Annotated in this window: 17 protein-coding genes; 8 read left to right on the top strand and 9 right to left on the bottom strand. The window is 60.2% G+C overall.

All coding sequences use genetic code 11. The features are described from left to right. Positions 1-147 precede the first annotated feature (147 nt). The 3 genes from rnc to I7X13_RS05860 all read right to left on the bottom strand — a co-directional run bounded on the left by rnc (position 148) and on the right by I7X13_RS05860 (position 2,669). On the bottom strand, positions 148-873 hold the full coding sequence (gene rnc, locus I7X13_RS05870; RefSeq protein ID WP_198074746.1) for a ribonuclease III: 726 nt from the start codon (positions 871-873) through the stop codon (positions 148-150). A gap of 140 nt (positions 874-1,013) precedes the next feature. After that, complete coding sequence (fabF, locus tag I7X13_RS05865; RefSeq protein ID WP_198066973.1) at positions 1,014-2,264, bottom strand: beta-ketoacyl-ACP synthase II; 1,251 nt, start codon at positions 2,262-2,264, stop codon at positions 1,014-1,016. A 168-nt stretch (positions 2,265-2,432) separates the two neighbouring features. Beyond that, complete coding sequence (locus tag I7X13_RS05860; RefSeq protein ID WP_019948606.1) at positions 2,433-2,669, bottom strand: acyl carrier protein; 237 nt, start codon at positions 2,667-2,669, stop codon at positions 2,433-2,435. Positions 2,670-2,832: 163 nt separating this feature from the next. Here I7X13_RS05860 and I7X13_RS05855 point away from each other — a divergent pair, with 163 nt between their 5' ends. Both I7X13_RS05855 and pyk read left to right on the top strand, forming a co-directional pair. Next, a complete protein-coding gene (locus I7X13_RS05855; RefSeq protein WP_198066974.1) occupies positions 2,833-3,261 on the top strand; it encodes an IPExxxVDY family protein in 429 nt (142 codons plus the stop codon). A 270-nt stretch (positions 3,262-3,531) separates the two neighbouring features. After that, positions 3,532-4,971 (top strand): pyruvate kinase, encoded by a 1,440-nt coding sequence (gene pyk / locus I7X13_RS05850; protein ID WP_198074745.1) that lies wholly within the window; start codon positions 3,532-3,534, stop codon positions 4,969-4,971. Positions 4,972-5,053: 82 nt separating this feature from the next. Here the strand turns inward: pyk and I7X13_RS05845 are convergent, their stop codons facing one another. Further along, complete coding sequence (locus I7X13_RS05845; protein ID WP_198074744.1) at positions 5,054-6,607, bottom strand: T9SS type A sorting domain-containing protein; 1,554 nt, start codon at positions 6,605-6,607, stop codon at positions 5,054-5,056. Positions 6,608-6,807: 200 nt separating this feature from the next. Then, on the bottom strand, positions 6,808-7,059 hold the full coding sequence (gene rpsT, locus I7X13_RS05840) for a 30S ribosomal protein S20 (protein WP_198066977.1): 252 nt from the start codon (positions 7,057-7,059) through the stop codon (positions 6,808-6,810). A 277-nt stretch (positions 7,060-7,336) separates the two neighbouring features. Between rpsT and I7X13_RS05835 the strand changes: the two genes are divergently transcribed. Then, on the top strand, positions 7,337-8,317 hold the full coding sequence (locus I7X13_RS05835; protein ID WP_198074743.1) for a YheT family hydrolase: 981 nt from the start codon (positions 7,337-7,339) through the stop codon (positions 8,315-8,317). Positions 8,318-8,519: 202 nt separating this feature from the next. Here the strand turns inward: I7X13_RS05835 and rsmG are convergent, their stop codons facing one another. The 3 genes from rsmG to I7X13_RS05820 all read right to left on the bottom strand — a co-directional run bounded on the left by rsmG (position 8,520) and on the right by I7X13_RS05820 (position 11,043). Further along, positions 8,520-9,137 (bottom strand): 16S rRNA (guanine(527)-N(7))-methyltransferase RsmG, encoded by a 618-nt coding sequence (gene rsmG, locus I7X13_RS05830; protein WP_198066979.1) that lies wholly within the window; start codon positions 9,135-9,137, stop codon positions 8,520-8,522. Between the two features lie 143 nt (positions 9,138-9,280). Beyond that, on the bottom strand, positions 9,281-9,904 hold the full coding sequence (locus I7X13_RS05825; protein ID WP_070728736.1) for an RNA polymerase sigma factor: 624 nt from the start codon (positions 9,902-9,904) through the stop codon (positions 9,281-9,283). After that, positions 9,895-11,043: a glycosyltransferase gene (locus I7X13_RS05820; protein ID WP_198074742.1), complete on the bottom strand. Its 1,149-nt coding sequence runs from the start codon at positions 11,041-11,043 to the stop codon at positions 9,895-9,897. Before I7X13_RS05820 ends, I7X13_RS05825 begins: the two co-directional genes overlap by 10 nt. A 188-nt stretch (positions 11,044-11,231) precedes the next feature. On the opposite strand from I7X13_RS05820, the gene tgt reads away from it, so the two are divergent. The 3 genes from tgt (at position 11,232) to I7X13_RS05805 (ending at position 14,576) form a co-directional block, all read left to right on the top strand. Beyond that, positions 11,232-12,362 carry a tRNA guanosine(34) transglycosylase Tgt gene (tgt, locus tag I7X13_RS05815; RefSeq protein WP_198074741.1) on the top strand — a complete coding sequence of 377 codons (1,131 nt, stop codon included), beginning with the start codon at positions 11,232-11,234 and terminating at the stop codon, positions 12,360-12,362. Positions 12,363-12,457: 95 nt separating this feature from the next. Further along, positions 12,458-13,537 (top strand): LptF/LptG family permease, encoded by a 1,080-nt coding sequence (locus I7X13_RS05810; protein WP_198066982.1) that lies wholly within the window; start codon positions 12,458-12,460, stop codon positions 13,535-13,537. Between the two features lie 91 nt (positions 13,538-13,628). Beyond that, entirely contained in the window at positions 13,629-14,576 is a 948-nt protein-coding gene (locus tag I7X13_RS05805) for a DMT family transporter (RefSeq protein WP_198074740.1), read from the top strand. Positions 14,577-14,677: 101 nt separating this feature from the next. Here I7X13_RS05805 and ispE read toward each other — a convergent pair whose 3' ends face one another. After that, positions 14,678-15,499: a 4-(cytidine 5'-diphospho)-2-C-methyl-D-erythritol kinase gene (gene ispE, locus I7X13_RS05800; protein WP_198074739.1), complete on the bottom strand. Its 822-nt coding sequence runs from the start codon at positions 15,497-15,499 to the stop codon at positions 14,678-14,680. A 200-nt stretch (positions 15,500-15,699) separates the two neighbouring features. On the opposite strand from ispE, the gene I7X13_RS05795 reads away from it, so the two are divergent. Together I7X13_RS05795 and I7X13_RS05790 are read left to right on the top strand one after the other, a co-directional pair. Beyond that, positions 15,700-16,341: a sugar transferase gene (locus tag I7X13_RS05795; protein ID WP_317191543.1), complete on the top strand. Its 642-nt coding sequence runs from the start codon at positions 15,700-15,702 to the stop codon at positions 16,339-16,341. Between the two features lie 8 nt (positions 16,342-16,349). Continuing rightward, on the top strand, positions 16,350-17,027 hold the full coding sequence (locus I7X13_RS05790) for a NeuD/PglB/VioB family sugar acetyltransferase (protein WP_198074738.1): 678 nt from the start codon (positions 16,350-16,352) through the stop codon (positions 17,025-17,027). Positions 17,028-17,131: the final 104 nt, after the last annotated feature.

Below are 17,131 nucleotides of genomic sequence, written 5' to 3'. Positions count from 1 at the left end.
AGGGTTGAGTGAAGTCAGTCAAACGCTTCGATTAGTAGCAACGGCAGCAAAGCCACATGGTTTTTTCGAAGCAGCACTTTTACTGCACCTGGCTAATTTCCGCAGTTACCTCACTCGACATTCAACCCTAAAAATTCAACCCTTTTATTAGGCCACGCCCAGCTCCGTCAGGGCACGCTCGGCGGCCAGCTGCTCTGCTTGCTTCTTGCTCAAACCCATGCCAGTGGCCACCACTTCCTCGTCCAGCAGCACGTTGGCGGTAAACTCCATCATGCCGCCCGGCCGGGCCTCGCCCGTGATGTCGTAGCGCAACACTTTGCCCTGGCGCTGCGCCCACTCCACCAGCTTGCTCTTGAAATTGGCCGTGGTAGTGGTGAGCGTGTGCACGTCCACAAAGCCCTTCACGAGGCGCGTGAGGACAAATTTACGGGCCGCTTTGTAGCCCAAATCCAGGTAGACGGCTCCCACCAGGGCCTCCAGCGCGTTGCCATTCACGGAGCGCGAGCGGGCCGCGCGGCCCTGCGCGGTGTCCAGCTGCACCAGTTTGTCGAGGCCCAATTTGAGGGCGATGCCGTTCAGGCTTTCGCGGTTCACGATGCGGGAGCGCACTTCCGTCAGGAAGCCTTCCTGCTCGTAGGGGTACTTTTTGAACAGGTATTCGGCCACCACCGTGCCCAGCACGGCATCGCCAAGAAACTCCAGCCGCTCGTTGGTCTGGTGCCGGCCAATGGCGGGCTGCTGCCGCACCGCCGACGAGTGCGTGAACGCCAGCCGGTAGAGCCGGGCATTCTTGGGCGTCTGGCCCGTCACGGTAGCCACGGCCTGCCGAAACGCCTTATCAGAAGCAAAAAAACGGGAAACGAAACCGAGCAAAGGAAAGGAAAATAAAAAGTGTAAAGTGCAGCCCTTTCGCCTGTCATCCTGAGCGCAGCGAAGGACCTTCTCACGTCAGCGCTAATCGTAACTGACGTGAGAAGGTCCTTCGCTGCGCTCAGGATGACAAAAGGAATGCGCTACAGCTTGCGGAAAATCACCGACGTGTTGTGGCCGCCGAAGCCGAAGGTGTTGCTCATGGCCACGCGCACGTCGCGCTCCTGGGCTACGTTCGGCGTGAAGTTCAGTGCTTGGTTGATTTCCGGGTCGGGCGTGTGCAGGTTGATGGTGGGCGGCACCATACCGTGCTGCATAGCCATGATGCAGGCCACTGCCTCAATGCCGCCGGCTCCGCCCAGCAGGTGGCCGGTCATGCTTTTGGTCGAGGAAATGTTCAGCTTCTCGGCGTGCGCACCAAATACTTTTTCGATGGCCTTGATTTCGGCGCCATCGCCCAGCGGCGTGCTCGTGCCGTGGGTGTTGATGTAATCCACTTCCTCGGGCTGAATGCCCGCATCGCGCAGGGCGTTTTTCATCACCAGCACCACGCCTTCGCCGCTCGGGTCGGGGGCTGTGATGTGGTAAGCATCCGACGACATGCCGCCGCCAATCAGCTCGCAGTAAATCTTGGCACCGCGGGCCTTGGCGTGCTCGTATTCTTCGAGCACCAGCGCGCCGGAGCCTTCGCCCAGCACGAAGCCGTCGCGGTCCTTATCATAAGGCCGCGAGGCCGAAGCCGCGTCGTCGTTGCGCTCGCTCATGGCCTTGAGGGCGTTGAAGCCGCCCACGCCCGATTCGGTAATGGCCGCTTCGGAGCCGCCGGTCACCACAGCATCGGCGAGGCCGAGACGGATGTTGTTGAAGGCGGCAATGATGGCGTCGTTCGACGAGGCGCAGGCCGACGTGGTCACGAAATTGGGCCCGCGGAAGCCGTTTTTGATGCTGATGTTGCCCGACGAGGAGTCGGCAATCATGCGCGGAATGAAGAAGGGCGAGTAGCGCGGCGTACCGTCGCCCCGCTCAAACTGGAAGCATTCTTCCTGCAGCGACTTCAGGCCGCCGATGCCGGAGCCCCAAATCACGCCTACCCGGTCCTTGTCGACGCCGCTTTCAAGCAGGCCCGAGTCGGCAATGGCTTCGTCGGAGGCAATCACGGCGAACTGCGTGAACAGGTCCATTTTACGGCCCTCTTTGCGGTCGAAGTACGTGTCGGGATTATAGTCCTTGACCTCGCAGGCAAAGCGGGTTTTGAACTTGGTGGGGTCGAAGCGCGTGATGGTAGCCGCGCCGCTGGTGCCCGTGCGCAGGCCTTCCCAATAAGCCGGGGCGGTATTGCCCAGCGGTGTGATGGCTCCAAGGCCAGTAACGACAACCCGTCGGATGGACGACATAAGTCAGGCGCCAGAAGCGCGAAAGGTGAAGCGGGATGAAACAGCAAAACCGGCCGGCGGCTAGCCGGCCGGTATGCGCAGAACTCGGGGGTTCATTCCAGGCAAAACGCGGAAATCGGGTAAAGATTATTTACGCAAATGGCGCGCGTTGCTCAGAATGAAGGAAAACTACTTAGCGTGCTCTTCGAGGTAGCTGATGGCCTGGCCCACGGTACCGATGTTCTCGGCCTGGTCGTCGGGGATGCTCACGTTGAATTCCTTTTCGAACTCCATAATCAGCTCGACGGTATCCAGCGAGTCAGCACCCAGGTCGTTGGTGAAGCTTGCCTCGGGGGTAACCTCGGAGGCTTCAACGCCCAGTTTATCAATAATAATGGCCTTTACTTTTTCTGCGATTTCAGACATTTCCGTGGGGGTTTAGGGAAAACTACGGCGCAAAGTAACGAGAGAATTTTCATCTAACCCACGGCCGCGCTTTCGAAATGCGGTTACAACATTATGGCGGCGGCCCGTTGCGGGCCGTAGCTTTGCCGCTTCCTGCCCACGGGTGCCCCTTTAGTGGCCATTTATGAAAACTTTCACCCTGGATGTTGACTACGAGTGCGACTTCGCCCTGTTCGGGCTGGTGAGCAGCACCCGCGACTACACCTTGGCCTGGACGCTGAACCGCGCCCTGCGCCTGCGCCTCGTGAAGCAGCCCGAGTTGCTGCTGAACCTCTTCAGCCAGGGCCGGCTGGTGTTTACGCACTACCTGCACGCCACCGAGAGCCTCACGCTGCGGCTGCTGCGCAACCGCTCCATTGCCCCGTCCAGCCTCAAAAAGCCCTATCTGGCGCCCGATATCAAGGAATACGACTACCTGTTGGCTGTGACTAATGGCAGCGGCCACCTGGCCGACGACGAAATTCTGCAGCGCCTCACCGCGCTCGATGCCGTGCAGTACGCCTGCCAGTTCGACCCGAATTCGCTTAAGTACAAGGAGAATCTGATTCTTTGATTGCCGGGCCGGGTGCGGCGCCGCGCTTTGCCGCCCCGAAATAAATCAAGGGCCAAAGCGCTCAACAAGGCCGTAAACAAACGTTTGCCTCCGAAAAAGTGCGGGAAAGTGCGGCGGCAGATGGTAGGCTTTTCGGTTAAATTGAACGACTTTTGCGGCGACGGGTGCCGTCACCGGCCCCGCCAAAGGCCCAAGCTTGCGCGTAGCGCCAGCATCCCCTTCTACATTTAAGGAGGGGAGTTTTTTTGTTCCGACATTTCATCCCAACGCATGGAAACCCCCAGTTCATTTAACAAAACCAAAATCGTGGCCACCGTGGGCCCCGCTTCCAATACGTATGAGCGCCTCGGCATTCTCATGCGCGAAGGCGTGGACGTGTTCCGGCTCAACTTCTCGCACGGTGCTTACGAGGAGCACCTGGCGGTGATTAACACGGTGCGGCGGCTGAACAAGGACATGCGCACCTCGGTGGGCCTGTTGCAGGACTTGCAGGGGCCCAAAATCCGCCTGGGCGAGGTAGAAGGCGGCGGCGTTGAAATCAAAGCCGGCGACAAGCTCAAGCTGGTGTGCGGCGAAAAGGAAATCAGCACAGCCACGCGCCTGAGCACCATCTACATGGGCCTGGCCCGCGACGTGAAGGCCGGCGACCAGATTCTGATTGACGACGGCAAAATTGAGCTGAAAGTACTGGCCACCGACCGCGATAAGGAAGTGGAGGTGGAGGTGATTTACGGCGGCCTGGTGAAGCCCCGCAAAGGCATCAACCTGCCCGACTCGGAAGTATCGGCCCCATCGATGACCGAGAAGGACATCGAAGACCTGAAATTCGGCATGGAGCACGACGTGGATTGGGTGGCGCTGAGCTTCGCCCGCAAGGCCGACGACATTCGCTTCATCAAAAACCTGATTGCCGAGGCGGGCAAAACCACCCGCGTGGTGGCCAAGATTGAAACGCCCGACGGTCTGCGCAACATCGACGAAATCATTGCCATCACCGATGCCGTGATGGTGGCCCGCGGCGACCTCGGCGTGGAAGTGAAGATGGAGGAAGTGCCGATGGCCCAGAAGATGATTATCGCCAAGTGCAACGCGGCTGGCAAGCCCGTCATCGTGGCGACCCAGATGATGGAGTCGATGATTACGGCCCCGCGCCCCACCCGCGCCGAAACCAGCGACGTGGCCAACGCTGTGCTCGACGGAGCCGACGCCGTGATGCTTTCGGCCGAAACCGCCGTGGGGGCCTACCCCGCCGAGGTGATTCGCTCGATGGTGGGCACCATTCTGAGCGTGGAAAGCCGCAGCCCCCAGCTGTTCCACAAGTGGTGGCCCGTCGACCCCAAAGGCACCAACTTTATGGCCGATAGCATCCTGTCGGCTTCGTGCCACCTGGCCAAAAACACCGGGGCCAAAGCCATCACCGGAATGACGCACCGCGGCTACACGGCCTTCCAACTGGCCAAGTACCGCCCCAAAGCCAACATCTTCATCTTCACCGATAACCGTCCCCTGCTCACGGCCCTGAGCCTGGTATGGGGCGTGCGCGGCTTCTACTACGACCGCCTCGTGAGCACCGACAGCACCGTGGCCGACATCCGCTATGTCCTCACCACCACTGGCCACCTCGAAACCGGCGACGTGTACATCACCACCGGCTCGATGCCCATTCAGGACCGGGGCAAGGCCAACATGGTGAAGGTGAGCATCGCCTAAAATAGTAGTCTGGCCAATTGACCGGATGCAAAAGGAGCCCGCTGCAAAAGTAGCAGGCTCCTTTTTTGTGGTAGTAATCGGGCTACTCGTGGGTCAGCTTCCAGGTAGCGTTGGGACCATCAGAATTGGTGAGGTGCAGCAGGTAGAGGCCCGCGGGCTGCCCGGCCAACGGCACGACCACGGCCGACTGGCCGGCGGGCACGGGTCCGCTCCACACGGCGCGGCCCAGCGCATCGGTCAGGCACAGCGCGGTGCCGGGGCGGGCCGGGGCAGCCAGCGTGAGCGTGGCGGCCTCGGCGGCGGGGTTGGGGTACAGCGTGGCAATAGCGGCCGCCTGCGCAGCGCGGGTGGGTAGCAGGTTAGCGAAGCTAGTGGAGCTGCCGCAGGTAATAACGCCGCCGGGAGTACTGCGACGGTAATACACCAATGCTGCATCGCCGGTAGTTATTGGCCCTAGTCCTTCCTGCAGCGCATAGGTCTGGTACCAGTTGCCATCGGTGATGTTCGAATACTGGATACTCCCCCCGATATTCTGAGGATACATCTGTTGATATACCAAAGTGGCTCGGCCGCCGAAGCACCCCGTGCTGCCCGCCACGGCACCGCGAATGCCCGTTCCAACCAGCACGCTACCGCTGGGCATGGCTGGATTCAGGAGGCGGTACTCGCCGGAAAGCAGCGGTAGCACGGAGTATTGCCGCGACTGGCCCGTGCGAAGCGAAAACGCCATGCGCCCGCTCAGCACCGGTCCCACGGTGGTACCAGGGGCGCTATAGCAGCCCAGCCCGCTATAGTTCACGGTCCGGGTTTGCTGCTGGTAGGTGTAAATCAGCGAATCGCCAACGGTTTGTCGGCTCTGAATACCGCGTAAGGTATAGAAACTGGTACAAGGCGGGCCAGCCAACGGACGCGAGGTTTCGTCGTAGCCCAGCAGGTCGCCTGGCTGCAGGTTAAACAAAGTAGTAGGGTTGAGCGCTGAATTGCTGAGCGCAGTTGGCAACTGGCTGGCGGTGTACACCGGCGCGCTGGCCGTGCTTGCGGCCAACCAACGCGGGCCAGCCAGCAGGCCGTACTGCCGGCTCAGGCGCAGCACTGCCCCAGAGCTGAGCGTGATGGTAGCCACCGAATCGGAAGGACTGCCTACGGCCGCACCCACCGGCTCCCAAACCCGACTGGTGAGGGTAGCCGTGAGGGCGGGTGCGGCACTGGCCGTCCAGGTACTGCCAATGGCCGCCCGGGGACGCAGCCGCAGTTGCTGAGCCGCCTGCAAACTGCCTTCCGCTACGTTTTCCAGCACAAACTCGCTGGTGCCCAGCGTCCAGGTCAGCCGGGCACCAAACAGGTTGTTGCGGCTCTTACGGGCTGTCGGCGAATAATAGGCCGCCAGCGCGCTGCCATCATTAGGGCGCAACAGCCGATTAAACGCCCAAGCCGAGTCGCCCGCCATCGTCGTGTAGGCCGAATCGAGGCGCAGCAGGAAGGTAGCCGGAGGATTGGTGCCCGTCGTCGGCGTGTTGAATGAATAAATCAATCCCGGCCGAAACGGCCGCCACGCCTGCTGCGCACTGGCACCAAAGGCAATAAGCGAGAACAGCGCGGCCAGCAAAGGCCGCGCCCAGGGGTAGGCGTGTTTCATGGTACGGGGGTAGTTGATGTGGAATACTGCCCATAAGGTAAGCGCCCATCCCAAATACTTCCGGCTAGGTTCAAGTCAACCCACCAGAAAACCCATTTACACGCAAAAAGCCCCGCTCAAAATTGAGCAGGGCTTTTTGTAAGGAGCGCGAGACCAGACCTTGGGGCGGCGCAGTCTGGCCTCGCTAGGCTCGTCTCGCACTAGAGCGCGTTGACGAGCTTTGTCAGCTTGCTTTTGTTATTAGCAGCTTTGTTCTTGTGGATGATGTTCTTCTTGGCCAGACGGTCCAGCATCGAAGACACCTTTTTCAGCAGCTCCTGAGCGGCCGTTTTGTCGGTCGTCGTACGGAGCTTCTTGATAGCCGTGCGGGTGGATTTGTGCTGGTAACGGTTCAACACGCGCTTGGCTTCGTTGCTGCGGATGCGTTTGAGGGCCGACTTATGGTTTGCCATGAGCAGGAAATATATAGGAGCGTTATGCTTGAGTTCTGTGTTTGGGAGGGCAAAGGTACGAATCCGCCTGACAAATTCAAACCCTGTCTCCAAAAATCTTGAAGCAAAGCGTATTCTCTCGAGCAGGAAGGATTTTTATCATGTCTGAAATCGCCAATACTCACTTCAAATTCACTTTAGAGCCGCTAAATTAGTATGCATGCCGATTAGGTGCGAGCTTTACCGCTACTCCCCCTCCCACCCAGCGCGCCCTGCCACTTCCTATTCCCTCCGTGCCATGCCGCTCGTTGCCGATTCCCATTATCATTCGCCGTTTTACCTGTTCAACGGCCATTTGCAGACCATTGTGCCCAGCCTGTGGCGCACCGTGCCCGATGTGGCTTACCAGCGCGAGCGCCTGGAGCTGCCAGACGGCGACTTCTTAAACCTGGACTGGAGCCGCCTGCCCGACCACCGCCCCACCGATGGCCTCGCTATCGTGTCGCACGGCCTGGAGGGCGACGCCTCGCGGCCTTACGTGCGCGGGATGGTGCGGGCCCTCAACCGCGCCGGCCTCGACGCGCTGGCCTGGAACTACCGCAGCTGCGGCGGCGAGATGAACCGCCTGCTCCGCTCCTACCACCTCGGCGATACGGAGGATTTGGACCTGGTGCTGCGCCACGCGCTGGCTACCGGCCGCTACCGGCGCGCCTATTTGTTAGGTTTTAGCGCGGGCGGCAACGTGACGCTGAAATACCTGGGCGAAGACGCAGCGCGGGTGCCCAAGGAGGTGAAACGGGCCGCGGTATTCTCGGTGCCCACGGATTTAAAGGCCAGTTCGGAGCACATCGGCCGGCCGCAGAACCAGGTGTATATGCGCCGCTTTCTGAAATCATTGCGCCAGAAAATCCGTGACAAAGCGGCATTAATGCCGGGTCAGATTGATTTGGAAGGACTGGAAGCGTTGCGCAATTTCCCGCAGTTTGATGACAAATACACGGCCCCCATGCACGGGTTCGACTCGGCCGAGGCCTATTACCAGTACGCCAGCTCGGGCCGCTACCTGAGCGGCATCCGGGTGCCCACGCTGCTGGTGAACGCCCAGAACGACCCATTTCTGCCGGCGTCCTGCTACCCGCGGGAGGTGGCGGCCAGCTCGCCCTTCGTGTTTCTGGAAACGCCGCCGGAAGGCGGGCACGTAGGTTTTGCCGAAAGCAGTGGGGAATATTATTCGGAGCGGCGGGCGGTGGAATTTCTGACGGCGGAAGTACCGGCGTAGGGGCTGTCATTGCGAGTGGAGCGCAGCGGAACGCGGCAACCTGCCCTCCCGATGCGACTAGTCCCGAAATGTGATAATGACCTTTTAAAACGACAGCCCCCCGGCACTTCACAGTGTCGGGGCTTTCTTGTGAAAGAAAGAGTCTGGTATTGACAGGACGGATTGCCGCGTTCCGCTGCGCTTCACTCGCAATGACAGACAACTACTTCGCGGGCACAAAAACCACTTTTTTCGTCTCGTAGAATTCTTCGCGGAAGAAGTCGCTCAAATTCGTGACTTTGGTTTTGAGGCCGGATTCGGCAATTTCTTCGGTCAGGTCGCCGCCTTTCAGGTAATAGAGGCCGGAGCCGGGCGCGCCCTGGGGCTTGAAGCGGTGAGCAATCCAGGGGTGGAAAGTGGCGAGGCGGGCCACGGCGCGGCTCACCACAAAATCGAACTTCTGGCGCACCTGCTCGGCGCGGGTTTGCTCGGCGGTAACGTTGGGCAGGCCCAGGGCGGCGGCCATGAACTGCACCGCCCGGATTTTCTTGCCGATGCTGTCTACCAAATGAAAATGCACTTCGGGGAACATGATGGCGAGCGGCAGGCCGGGCAGGCCGCCACCGGTGCCCACGTCGAGCACGGCGCTGCCCTTCGGAAACTGCACCACTTTGGCAATGCCCAGCGAGTGCAGCACGTGGCGCTCCGTGAAATTCTCCATATCGGGGCGCGATACGAGGTTGATGGCTTCGTTGGTAGCGCGAAACTCGGTTTCGAGCTGCTGGAAAAGCTGGAGCTGCTGCGGGGTGAGCGCGGGGAAGTAGTGCTGCAAGAGGTTCATGGGTGCAAAGGTGCACGGTCTGGGCCTTTAATGCGACATGGCACGGTCATGCTGAGCGCAGTCGAAGCATGACCGTTCTATTTTTATTGCTAAAGCCAAAGGCCACAAAAAAAAGCCCCGACTCGCGCCGGGGCTTTTTTCAATTAAATAATCTGCTTGGTGTGCTTCACCATGTCATAGAGCAGCTCGCGGGCGCGGTGCAACTGGGCTTTCACGGTGCCGAGGGGGGCTTTGAGCTCGGTAGCAATTTCTTCGTAGCTGAGCTCGTCGAAATAGCGCAGGCTCACGAGGCGCTGGTACTTATCGGGCAGGCGCGACACCACGTGGCGCATGATTTCGATTTTCTGGTTGCGCACGGCGTGCTCGGCCGGGTTCAGGTCGTTGTCGCGGAAATCGATGGTGATTTCGTCGCCGTTGTCGACCTTGATGGCCGAGTCAATCGACATGGTTTTGATTTTATTCTTGCGGATAAAATCGATGCAGTTGTTGGTGGCAATGCGGAACAACCAGGTGCTGAACGCATACTCGGGGTTGAACTTGTGCAGGTTGCGAAAGGCTTTGGCGAAGGCTTCGATGGTGAGGTCTTCGGCGTCGTCCTGATTGCGCACCATCTTGAGCACCACGTGATAGACGGGCTTCTTGTAGATGTGCATCAGCTCGGCGTAGGCCTTCTCGTCGCCGTGGTCCACGGCGGCGCGAATCAGCTTAAAGTCGTGCTTGGCTTTGGCTGAAAACTGCTTTTGAATGTCTTGGTTGTTTACTTCCATCGAAGGGTGCGGTTAAGGAACAGCGAGATTCCCAGAGCCAGGTATTGAATAAAATAAACCGCATCGAGCACCGGCAGGAGCCCGACGATTACGGGCTGGGCAAGCCGCCGGCTCAGACGTGCATACACGGCGCTCACGAACAATGTCCGGAGAACCCATACGACTGCCAAAGGTACCCAATTGTTTGGCGAAAAAACTAGCACAACGGTGACCAGATAGAACAACATGTTGGCTAACATAAACGTGCCCACCCGCAAACGGTCGGCCAGGCGGTAGGCACGGCCGGCAGAGAGGTGCCGCCGCTTCTGGCGCCACCACGCGGCCCAGGTTTCGGCGGGCTCGCTCAGGGTGTGGGCACTGGGGTCGGCCACCACGGCCACGCGCTGGCCCTGGCGCACGGCGTCCTGCACCAGTAAGTCGTCATCGCCGCTCAGCTGGCGGATGTGCGAGGCAAAACCTTTGGTAGCCGTGAAGCATGCGCGGGTGTAGGCCAGGTTGCGGCCCACGCCCATGTAGGGCCAGCCGCGCCAGGCAAAGCTGAGGTATTGCGCCGCAGTAAGCAGCGTTTCGTAGCGAATGAGCTGATTGAGGAAGCCGGGGGCTTCGGTGTAGGATGAGAAGCCAAGGACCACATCGGCCCCGTCTTTCTGCGAAAAGCCGCGCTGCATGAGGCGCAACCATTGATTGGTGGCGGGGATGCAGTCGGCGTCGGTGAAAAGCAGGCGGGCGTAGCGGGTGGCCTTGATGCCGAGGGTGAGGGCGTATTTCTTGGGGGCAAAGCCGTCGGGGGTGCGGTCGATGGTGACGAGGCGCACGGTGGTGGGATAATATTGAGCGAGCTGTTGGGCGTATAAATAGGTGTCGTCTTCGCTACGGTCGTCAATGAGGACGATTTCGAAGGCAGCGGGGTAATCCTGTTTCAGCAGCAGCGGCAGCAGGCGGCGCAGGTTGTCGAGCTCGTTGCGGGCACAGACGACGATGGATACCGGCTCGGCATCGGGGCCGGGCGCATCGGCCGGGGCCTCGGGAGCGCGGCGGGCGAAGGGCCAGAAGAAATACGCGGCGTAGAAGAGCTGCACCAGCACGCACGCCAACAAAAGCCAGAAAAACGGGGACGCGGGTACGGGGGGAAGCAACAAAGCAACGGAACGAATGAGCCCGCAAAAGTACGGGGCGCGAAACGAGCGGGTTACCTTTGCAAGAGGAAGCGGGAAGTGAGAAGTGAGGAGCGGAAAGCGAAGAGCCGGCTTTTTGGCTTTCATCAGCTATTCCTTGGCCACCACGCTCTATTTCCCACTTCCCACTTCTCGCTCCGCGCTCCCCAATAATGACCTTCGACCTTCTCGCTCAAGACCCCGCTACCAAGGCCCGCGCCGGCCGCCTCGAAACGGCCCACGGCATCATTGAAACGCCCATTTTTATGCCCGTGGGCACGGCCGGTACCGTGAAAGCCGTGCCCCAGGCCACGCTGAAGGACGACGTGCAGGCCCAGATTATCCTCGGCAACACCTACCACCTCTACCTGCGCCCAGGCCTGGAGGTGCTGAGAGCAGCCGGCGGGCTGCACAAATTCAATGGCTGGGACCGGCCGATTCTGACCGACTCGGGCGGCTACCAGGTGTACTCGCTGAGCAACACCCGGAAGATTAAGGAAGAGGGCGTGAAATTTCGTTCGCACATCGACGGCAGCCAGCATTTGTTTTCGCCGGAGGGCGTGATGGACATTCAGCGCGTGATTGGGGCCGATATTATTATGGCGTTTGACGAGTGCACGCCCTGGCCCTGCGAGTACGACTACGCCGCCCGCTCGCTCGACATGACGCACCGCTGGCTGAAGCGCTGCATCCAGCGTTTCGACAGCACCGAAGGGCTTTACGGCTACCAGCAGGCGCTTTTTCCGATTGTACAGGGCAGCACCTTTAAGGATTTGCGGGTGCGTTCGGCGGAGTTCATCGCCGAGCAGGGGCGCGAGGGCAACGCCATTGGCGGGCTGAGCGTGGGCGAGCCGGCCGAGCTGATGTACGAGATGACCGAGCTGGTGTGCGACATCCTGCCCAAGGACAAGCCGCGCTACCTGATGGGCGTGGGCACGCCGGCCAACATCCTCGAAAACATTGCGCTGGGCGTAGACATGTTCGACTGCGTGATGCCGACCCGCAACGCCCGCAACGGCATGCTGTTCACCACGCAGGGCATCATGAACGTGACCAACCTGAAGTGGGCCACCGATTTTACGCCCATCGACCCGGCGCTGGAAGGCGCGGCCAGCACATTCTATACCCGCGCCTATGTGCGCCACCTGTTTCAGTGCCAGGAAATGCTGGGGCCACAAATTGCCTCGGCCCACAACCTCACGTTTTACCTGTGGCTGGTGAAGGAGGCCCGCAAGGAAATCATCGCCGGCACGTTTGGCCCCTGGAAAGAGCGCATGGTGAAGCAGCTGATGACAAGATTGTAATTATGAATCATGAGTTATGAATTATGAGTTGGCGTTCTGCTTACAGCGCCGCTTTCCAATTCATAGCTCATAATTTATAACTCATAATTCCAACTATGAATATCCTCGACAAATACATCATTAAGAAATTTCTCGCCGCGTTTTTCTTCTCGGTGGTAATTCTCGTGACGGTGATTTGCGTGATTGATTTCACGGAGAAAAACGACGACTTTATTCAGCATAATTTGTCGATGTCGAAAATTATTTTCGGCTATTACATTTATCTGTTTCCCTATTTTGCCAACCTGCTTTCGCCGATTACCATTTTTATTGCCGTTGTATTTGTGACGGCGCAATTGGCCGCCCGGACAGAAATTGTGGCCATTCTGGCCAGTGGCGTGAGTTTTCGGCGGCTGATGCTGCCCTACGCCATGGGCGGCGCGGTGGTGGGGCTGATGATATTTGGGCTGATTGGCTGGGTGCTGCCCATTGGCAATAAGTCGCGGGTGGCGTTTGAGCGGGCGTATATCAAACTGCCGTACCGGTTTCAGGGGCGCAACGTGCACATGAAAATCGGGCCGCGCAGCTACGTGTACATGGAGAGCTACGACAACCTGAGCAACATCGGCTTCCATTTTGCGCTCGAAACCGTGGACAGTACCGTGCTGCGCCGCCGTCTCACGGCCGATGCCATCAACTGGGATTCGACCAGACACGTGTGGCATTTGTCGCCGCAGTTGGTACGCACTTTCAAAGGGTCGCAGGACGAAACCCTGCAAACCCTGCCGGCCCGGGACACCACCATGAACCTGCGCATTGAGGATTTTGCCAGCACCTATAAGCTGGCCGAAACCATGACCTTGCCCCAGCTCAACGCCTACATCAAAGACAAGATAGAGCGCGGGGCCGACGACACGCAGCTCTATCTGAGTGAGAAATACGAGCGGTACGCCTACCCATTTTCCATCGTCATTCTCACGCTGATTGGCGTTATTCTCAGCGCCCGAAAATCGCGGGCCGGCGTGGGCGGACAGATTGCGCTGGGATTCGTGCTGGCCTTCGTGTTCATCATTTTTGTGATGCTGAGCCGCAACCTGGCGCAGGTGGGCAGCCTCTCGCCCATGCTGGCGGCGTGGATACCCAGCACCATTTTCTCGGTAATTGGGCTGGCGCTGTACCGGTTCGTGCCGAAGTAATTCTTAGGGTAAAAGGGTATGAGCGCAGGAAGTCAATGCTACTCTGCCCTTTATATCTCTCCTACCCCCGTACTTTCATACCCTCCTACCCTTGTTAAAAGACTACCTCAAGCTTCATTTTATTGTGCTCCTGTGGGGCTTCACGGCCATCCTGGGCAAGCTGCTGACGGTGCCGCCGGTGGAGCTGGTTTTCTGGCGCACGCTGCTGGCGGCCACGGGGCTGGCGGTGCTGCTAGTGGCGCGGCGCATGCCCTGGCGCGTGTCGGGGGGGCAGGCGGCGCGGCTGCTGGCGGTGGGCGCGCTGGTAGCGGCGCACTGGATTACTTTCTTTCTGGCGGCGCGGCTGTCGTCGGTGAGTGTGTGCCTGGCGGGGCTGGCCACGCTGGCGCTGTGGACCTCGCTGCTGGAGCCGCTGCTGCTGTGGCGACGGGTGCGCGGCTACGAAGTGGGTCTGGGCCTGATTACGATGGTGGGCCTCTACCTGGTGAGCCAGGCCGAGCTGGACCAGCTGCTGGGCCTGGGCGTGGCGGTGCTCTCGGCCGGCTTGTCGGCGCTGTTCAGCGTGTTGAACTCGAAGCTGATTAAGACGCATCCGCCGCTACGGCTCACGTTTTACGAGATGCTGGGCGCGTGTTTGAGCATAGCGCTGTTCTTCCCGATTTACAGCCAATATTTTACGCAGGGGCAGGGCTTGCAGCTGGCGTGGCGCGGCTACGACTGGCTCTGGCTGCTGCTCCTGGCGGGCGTGTGCACAGTGTACGCCTTCTCCACGTCGGTGGAGCTGATGAAACGTATTTCGCCCTTTGCCGTGAACCTGACCATTAATCTGGAGCCAGTGTATGGCATTTCGATGGCGGCGGCCATCTACTGGCTGCACACCAAAGGACTATTGAACGCGCCACAATTCAACGGCGAGCGCATGAGCACGGGTTTCTACATTGGTACGCTGCTCATCGTGCTCAGTGTGCTGATTCACCCGCTGGTGGCGCGGCTGATGAAGGACAAGGAGCCCGATTTGGAGCCAGCAATGCCGGTGTAGCGCCCGTTTGTCATTCCGACGAAGGAGGAATCTGAATACGCCCGTTCATCGGTTTAACTCGGATTCCTCCTTCGTCGAAATGACAAATGAACAATGCTAATTTACAGCCCTCCCTGCCACACGGTGTACTCAGCCGGCCACGGCACTGCGGTCGGCTCCCCACTTTCCCACAAGCCATACACAGCCGAGCCGGAGCCCGACAAGCTCGCATAAGTAGCTCCGGCGTCATAAAGCTGCTGCTTGATTTCGGCCAGCACGGGGTAGCGGGGCATGAGAGCCGTTTCAAAATCATTGCTGACGGTGCTGCGCCAAGTGCTCATGGGCTGGGCTAAGGCTTGGCGCAACGGGTGTATTGGCGGCTGCGGCGTGATATGGGCGTAAGCCTCGGCGGTGCTGATGTGCAGGTTGGGGTACACGACCACGCAGGACATACCTTTCAGATTGAGGTCGATTTCCTCGAATACGTCGCCTTTTTCCACGGCCAGTACGGGCTTGTTCTGAATGAAGAAGGCGCAGTCGGAGCCGAGGCGACGGGCATAGCTTTCCAGAGTTTCAAACGAGAGATTCAGGCCGAACAGGTCGTTGGCGGCTTTGAGCGCGAAGGCAGCATCGGCGGAACCGCCGCCCAGGCCGGCCCCAATGGGCACTATTTTGTGCAGGTAAATCTGCACGGGCGGCAGCTCGGGGAAATCGGCTTGCAGCAGTTCGTAGGCTTTGAGGCAAAGGTTGGTGGCGGGGTCGCCGGGGATGGGGCGGCCGGTGAGCGTGAGGGTGGTGGCGGACCCGGCGGGCGCGGGCAGCAGTTCCAACGCATCGGTCCAGGGCAGGGGCACAAACACCGATTCGAGGGTGTGGAAGCCATCGGGGCGGCGCTGGGTGACGTAGAGGCCGAGGTTGAGCTTGGCGTTGGGGAAGGTGAGCATGGGCGCTTCGCTTGACAAGGAATGAGGAAAACAAACAGCAAAAGAACGTCATGCTGAGCGCAGCCGAAGCATCTCTACCGCACAACGCAATTCATCCGATTGAATTACTCTCACTGTAGAGATGCTTCGGCTGCGCTCAGCATGAAGTTCTACTACATGACGTTCTTCCACGACCTTTGCCTAATCCTTTAACCCCTCTAGTGTCCGCTCCCGCTTCCTTCTACGCCGGTTACGGCAAGCGCCTGCTCGACCTCGCGCTGGCCGGGCCGCTGCTGCTGCTCACGCTGCCGCTGCTGGCGGGCGCGGCGGCACTGGCGGCCGTGCAAAACCGGGGGCACTGGCTGTTTCGGCAGGCGCGGCCGGGGTGGCACGGACGGCTGTTCACCCTGTATAAGCTGCAAACCATGACCGATGCCCGCGATGCCGCCGGCCAGCCGCTGCCCGATGCGCAGCGCCTGCCGCCGCTGGGCCGTTGGCTGCGCGCCACCTCGCTCGATGAACTGCCCCAGCTCTGGAACATCGTGCGCGGCGACTTGAGCTTGGTGGGGCCGCGCCCGCTGCTGCCAGAGTATCTGCCGCTGTATTCGCCCACCCAGGCCCGCCGCCACGCGGTGCGGCCCGGCCTCACCGGCTGGGCGCAGGTGAATGGCCGCAATGCTATCAGCTGGGAAGAAAAATTTGCTTTCGATGTGTGGTACGTCGACCACCTGTCGCTGCGGCTCGACCTGCTGATATTGTGGCGCACCGCCGGGCGGGTGCTGGGCGCACGCGGCATCACGGCCGCCGGTGAGGCCACTATGACAGCGTTTCGGGGCAGTCCCCCACTGCCGCCTTCTTCGTAATACGTTTTATGACGCAACTCTTCTTTTCTGACTACGACGTGAGCGAGGCGCTGCCGCCGCTCGTCATCTTCGGGGCGGGTGGCCTGGGGCGCGAGGTGCTGGTACTTCTCCAACAACTGAATGAGGCCCAGCCGACGTGGCTGCTGCGCGGCTTCTACGACGACCACGCGCCCGATACGCCCACCGTGGGCGGCCTCCCCTACCTCGGCACCGCCGCCGACCTCAACGCCACTACCGAGCCGCTGGCTGTGGCCGTGGCCGTGGGCAGCTCGGCCAGCCGGGCGGCCGTGGTGGCACGGCTCACGTCGGTGCAGCTCATCTTTCCGAGCATCGTGCATCCGGCGGTGGCGCTGGGACCGGGGCAGCGGATTTCGCTGGGCGCGGGGTGCATCATTCAGCAGGGCTGCATTCTTACTTGTGATATCTCGCTGGGCCGCTTTGTGCTGCTCAACCTGGGCTGCACCGTGGGCCACGATGCCGAGCTGGCCGATTTCTGCTCCCTGATGCCGCACGCCAACGTGAGCGGCGCGGCCCGGCTGGGCCGGGGCGTGTACCTTGGCACCAATGCCACCGTTATCCAGGGCGTTCAGGTTGGCGAGAATACCGTGGTGGGCGCGGGCGCGGTAGTAGTGCGCGACTTACCGGCTAATGTGACGGCCGTGGGCGTGCCGGCGAAGGCCATTTAAAAATGAAGATTTCTGGCCGTCATGCAGCGCGCAGCGAAGCATCTTGCCCGCAGTCACTAATTCTATTGATTGGAATACATTGTGCGGTAAAGATGCTTCGCTGC

Source organism: Hymenobacter negativus (genome assembly GCF_016056375.1).
Lineage (GTDB): Bacteria > Bacteroidota > Bacteroidia > Cytophagales > Hymenobacteraceae > Hymenobacter > Hymenobacter negativus_A.
The sequence above is the reverse complement of the archived record's forward strand: the minus strand, read 5'-3'. Positions and strand labels throughout refer to the sequence as shown.

Excerpts from the sequence above, each read along its gene's own strand:
- I7X13_RS05860 (WP_019948606.1), bottom strand. The coding sequence starts at position 2,669 with ATGTCTGAAATCGCAGAAAAAGTAAAGGCCATTATTATTGATAAACTG.
- tgt (WP_198074741.1), top strand. The coding sequence starts at position 11,232 with ATGACCTTCGACCTTCTCGCTCAAGACCCCGCTACCAAGGCCCGCGCC.
- I7X13_RS05855 (WP_198066974.1), top strand. The coding sequence starts at position 2,833 with ATGAAAACTTTCACCCTGGATGTTGACTACGAGTGCGACTTCGCCCTG.
- fabF (WP_198066973.1), bottom strand. The coding sequence starts at position 2,264 with ATGTCGTCCATCCGACGGGTTGTCGTTACTGGCCTTGGAGCCATCACA.
- rsmG (WP_198066979.1), bottom strand. The coding sequence starts at position 9,137 with ATGAACCTCTTGCAGCACTACTTCCCCGCGCTCACCCCGCAGCAGCTC.
- I7X13_RS05845 (WP_198074744.1), bottom strand. The coding sequence starts at position 6,607 with ATGAAACACGCCTACCCCTGGGCGCGGCCTTTGCTGGCCGCGCTGTTC.
- I7X13_RS05810 (WP_198066982.1), top strand. The coding sequence starts at position 12,458 with ATGAATATCCTCGACAAATACATCATTAAGAAATTTCTCGCCGCGTTT.
- pyk (WP_198074745.1), top strand. The coding sequence starts at position 3,532 with ATGGAAACCCCCAGTTCATTTAACAAAACCAAAATCGTGGCCACCGTG.
- I7X13_RS05825 (WP_070728736.1), bottom strand. The coding sequence starts at position 9,904 with ATGGAAGTAAACAACCAAGACATTCAAAAGCAGTTTTCAGCCAAAGCC.
- rpsT (WP_198066977.1), bottom strand. The coding sequence starts at position 7,059 with ATGGCAAACCATAAGTCGGCCCTCAAACGCATCCGCAGCAACGAAGCC.
- I7X13_RS05790 (WP_198074738.1), top strand. The coding sequence starts at position 16,350 with ATGACGCAACTCTTCTTTTCTGACTACGACGTGAGCGAGGCGCTGCCG.
- I7X13_RS05835 (WP_198074743.1), top strand. The coding sequence starts at position 7,337 with ATGCCGCTCGTTGCCGATTCCCATTATCATTCGCCGTTTTACCTGTTC.
- ispE (WP_198074739.1), bottom strand. The coding sequence starts at position 15,499 with ATGCTCACCTTCCCCAACGCCAAGCTCAACCTCGGCCTCTACGTCACC.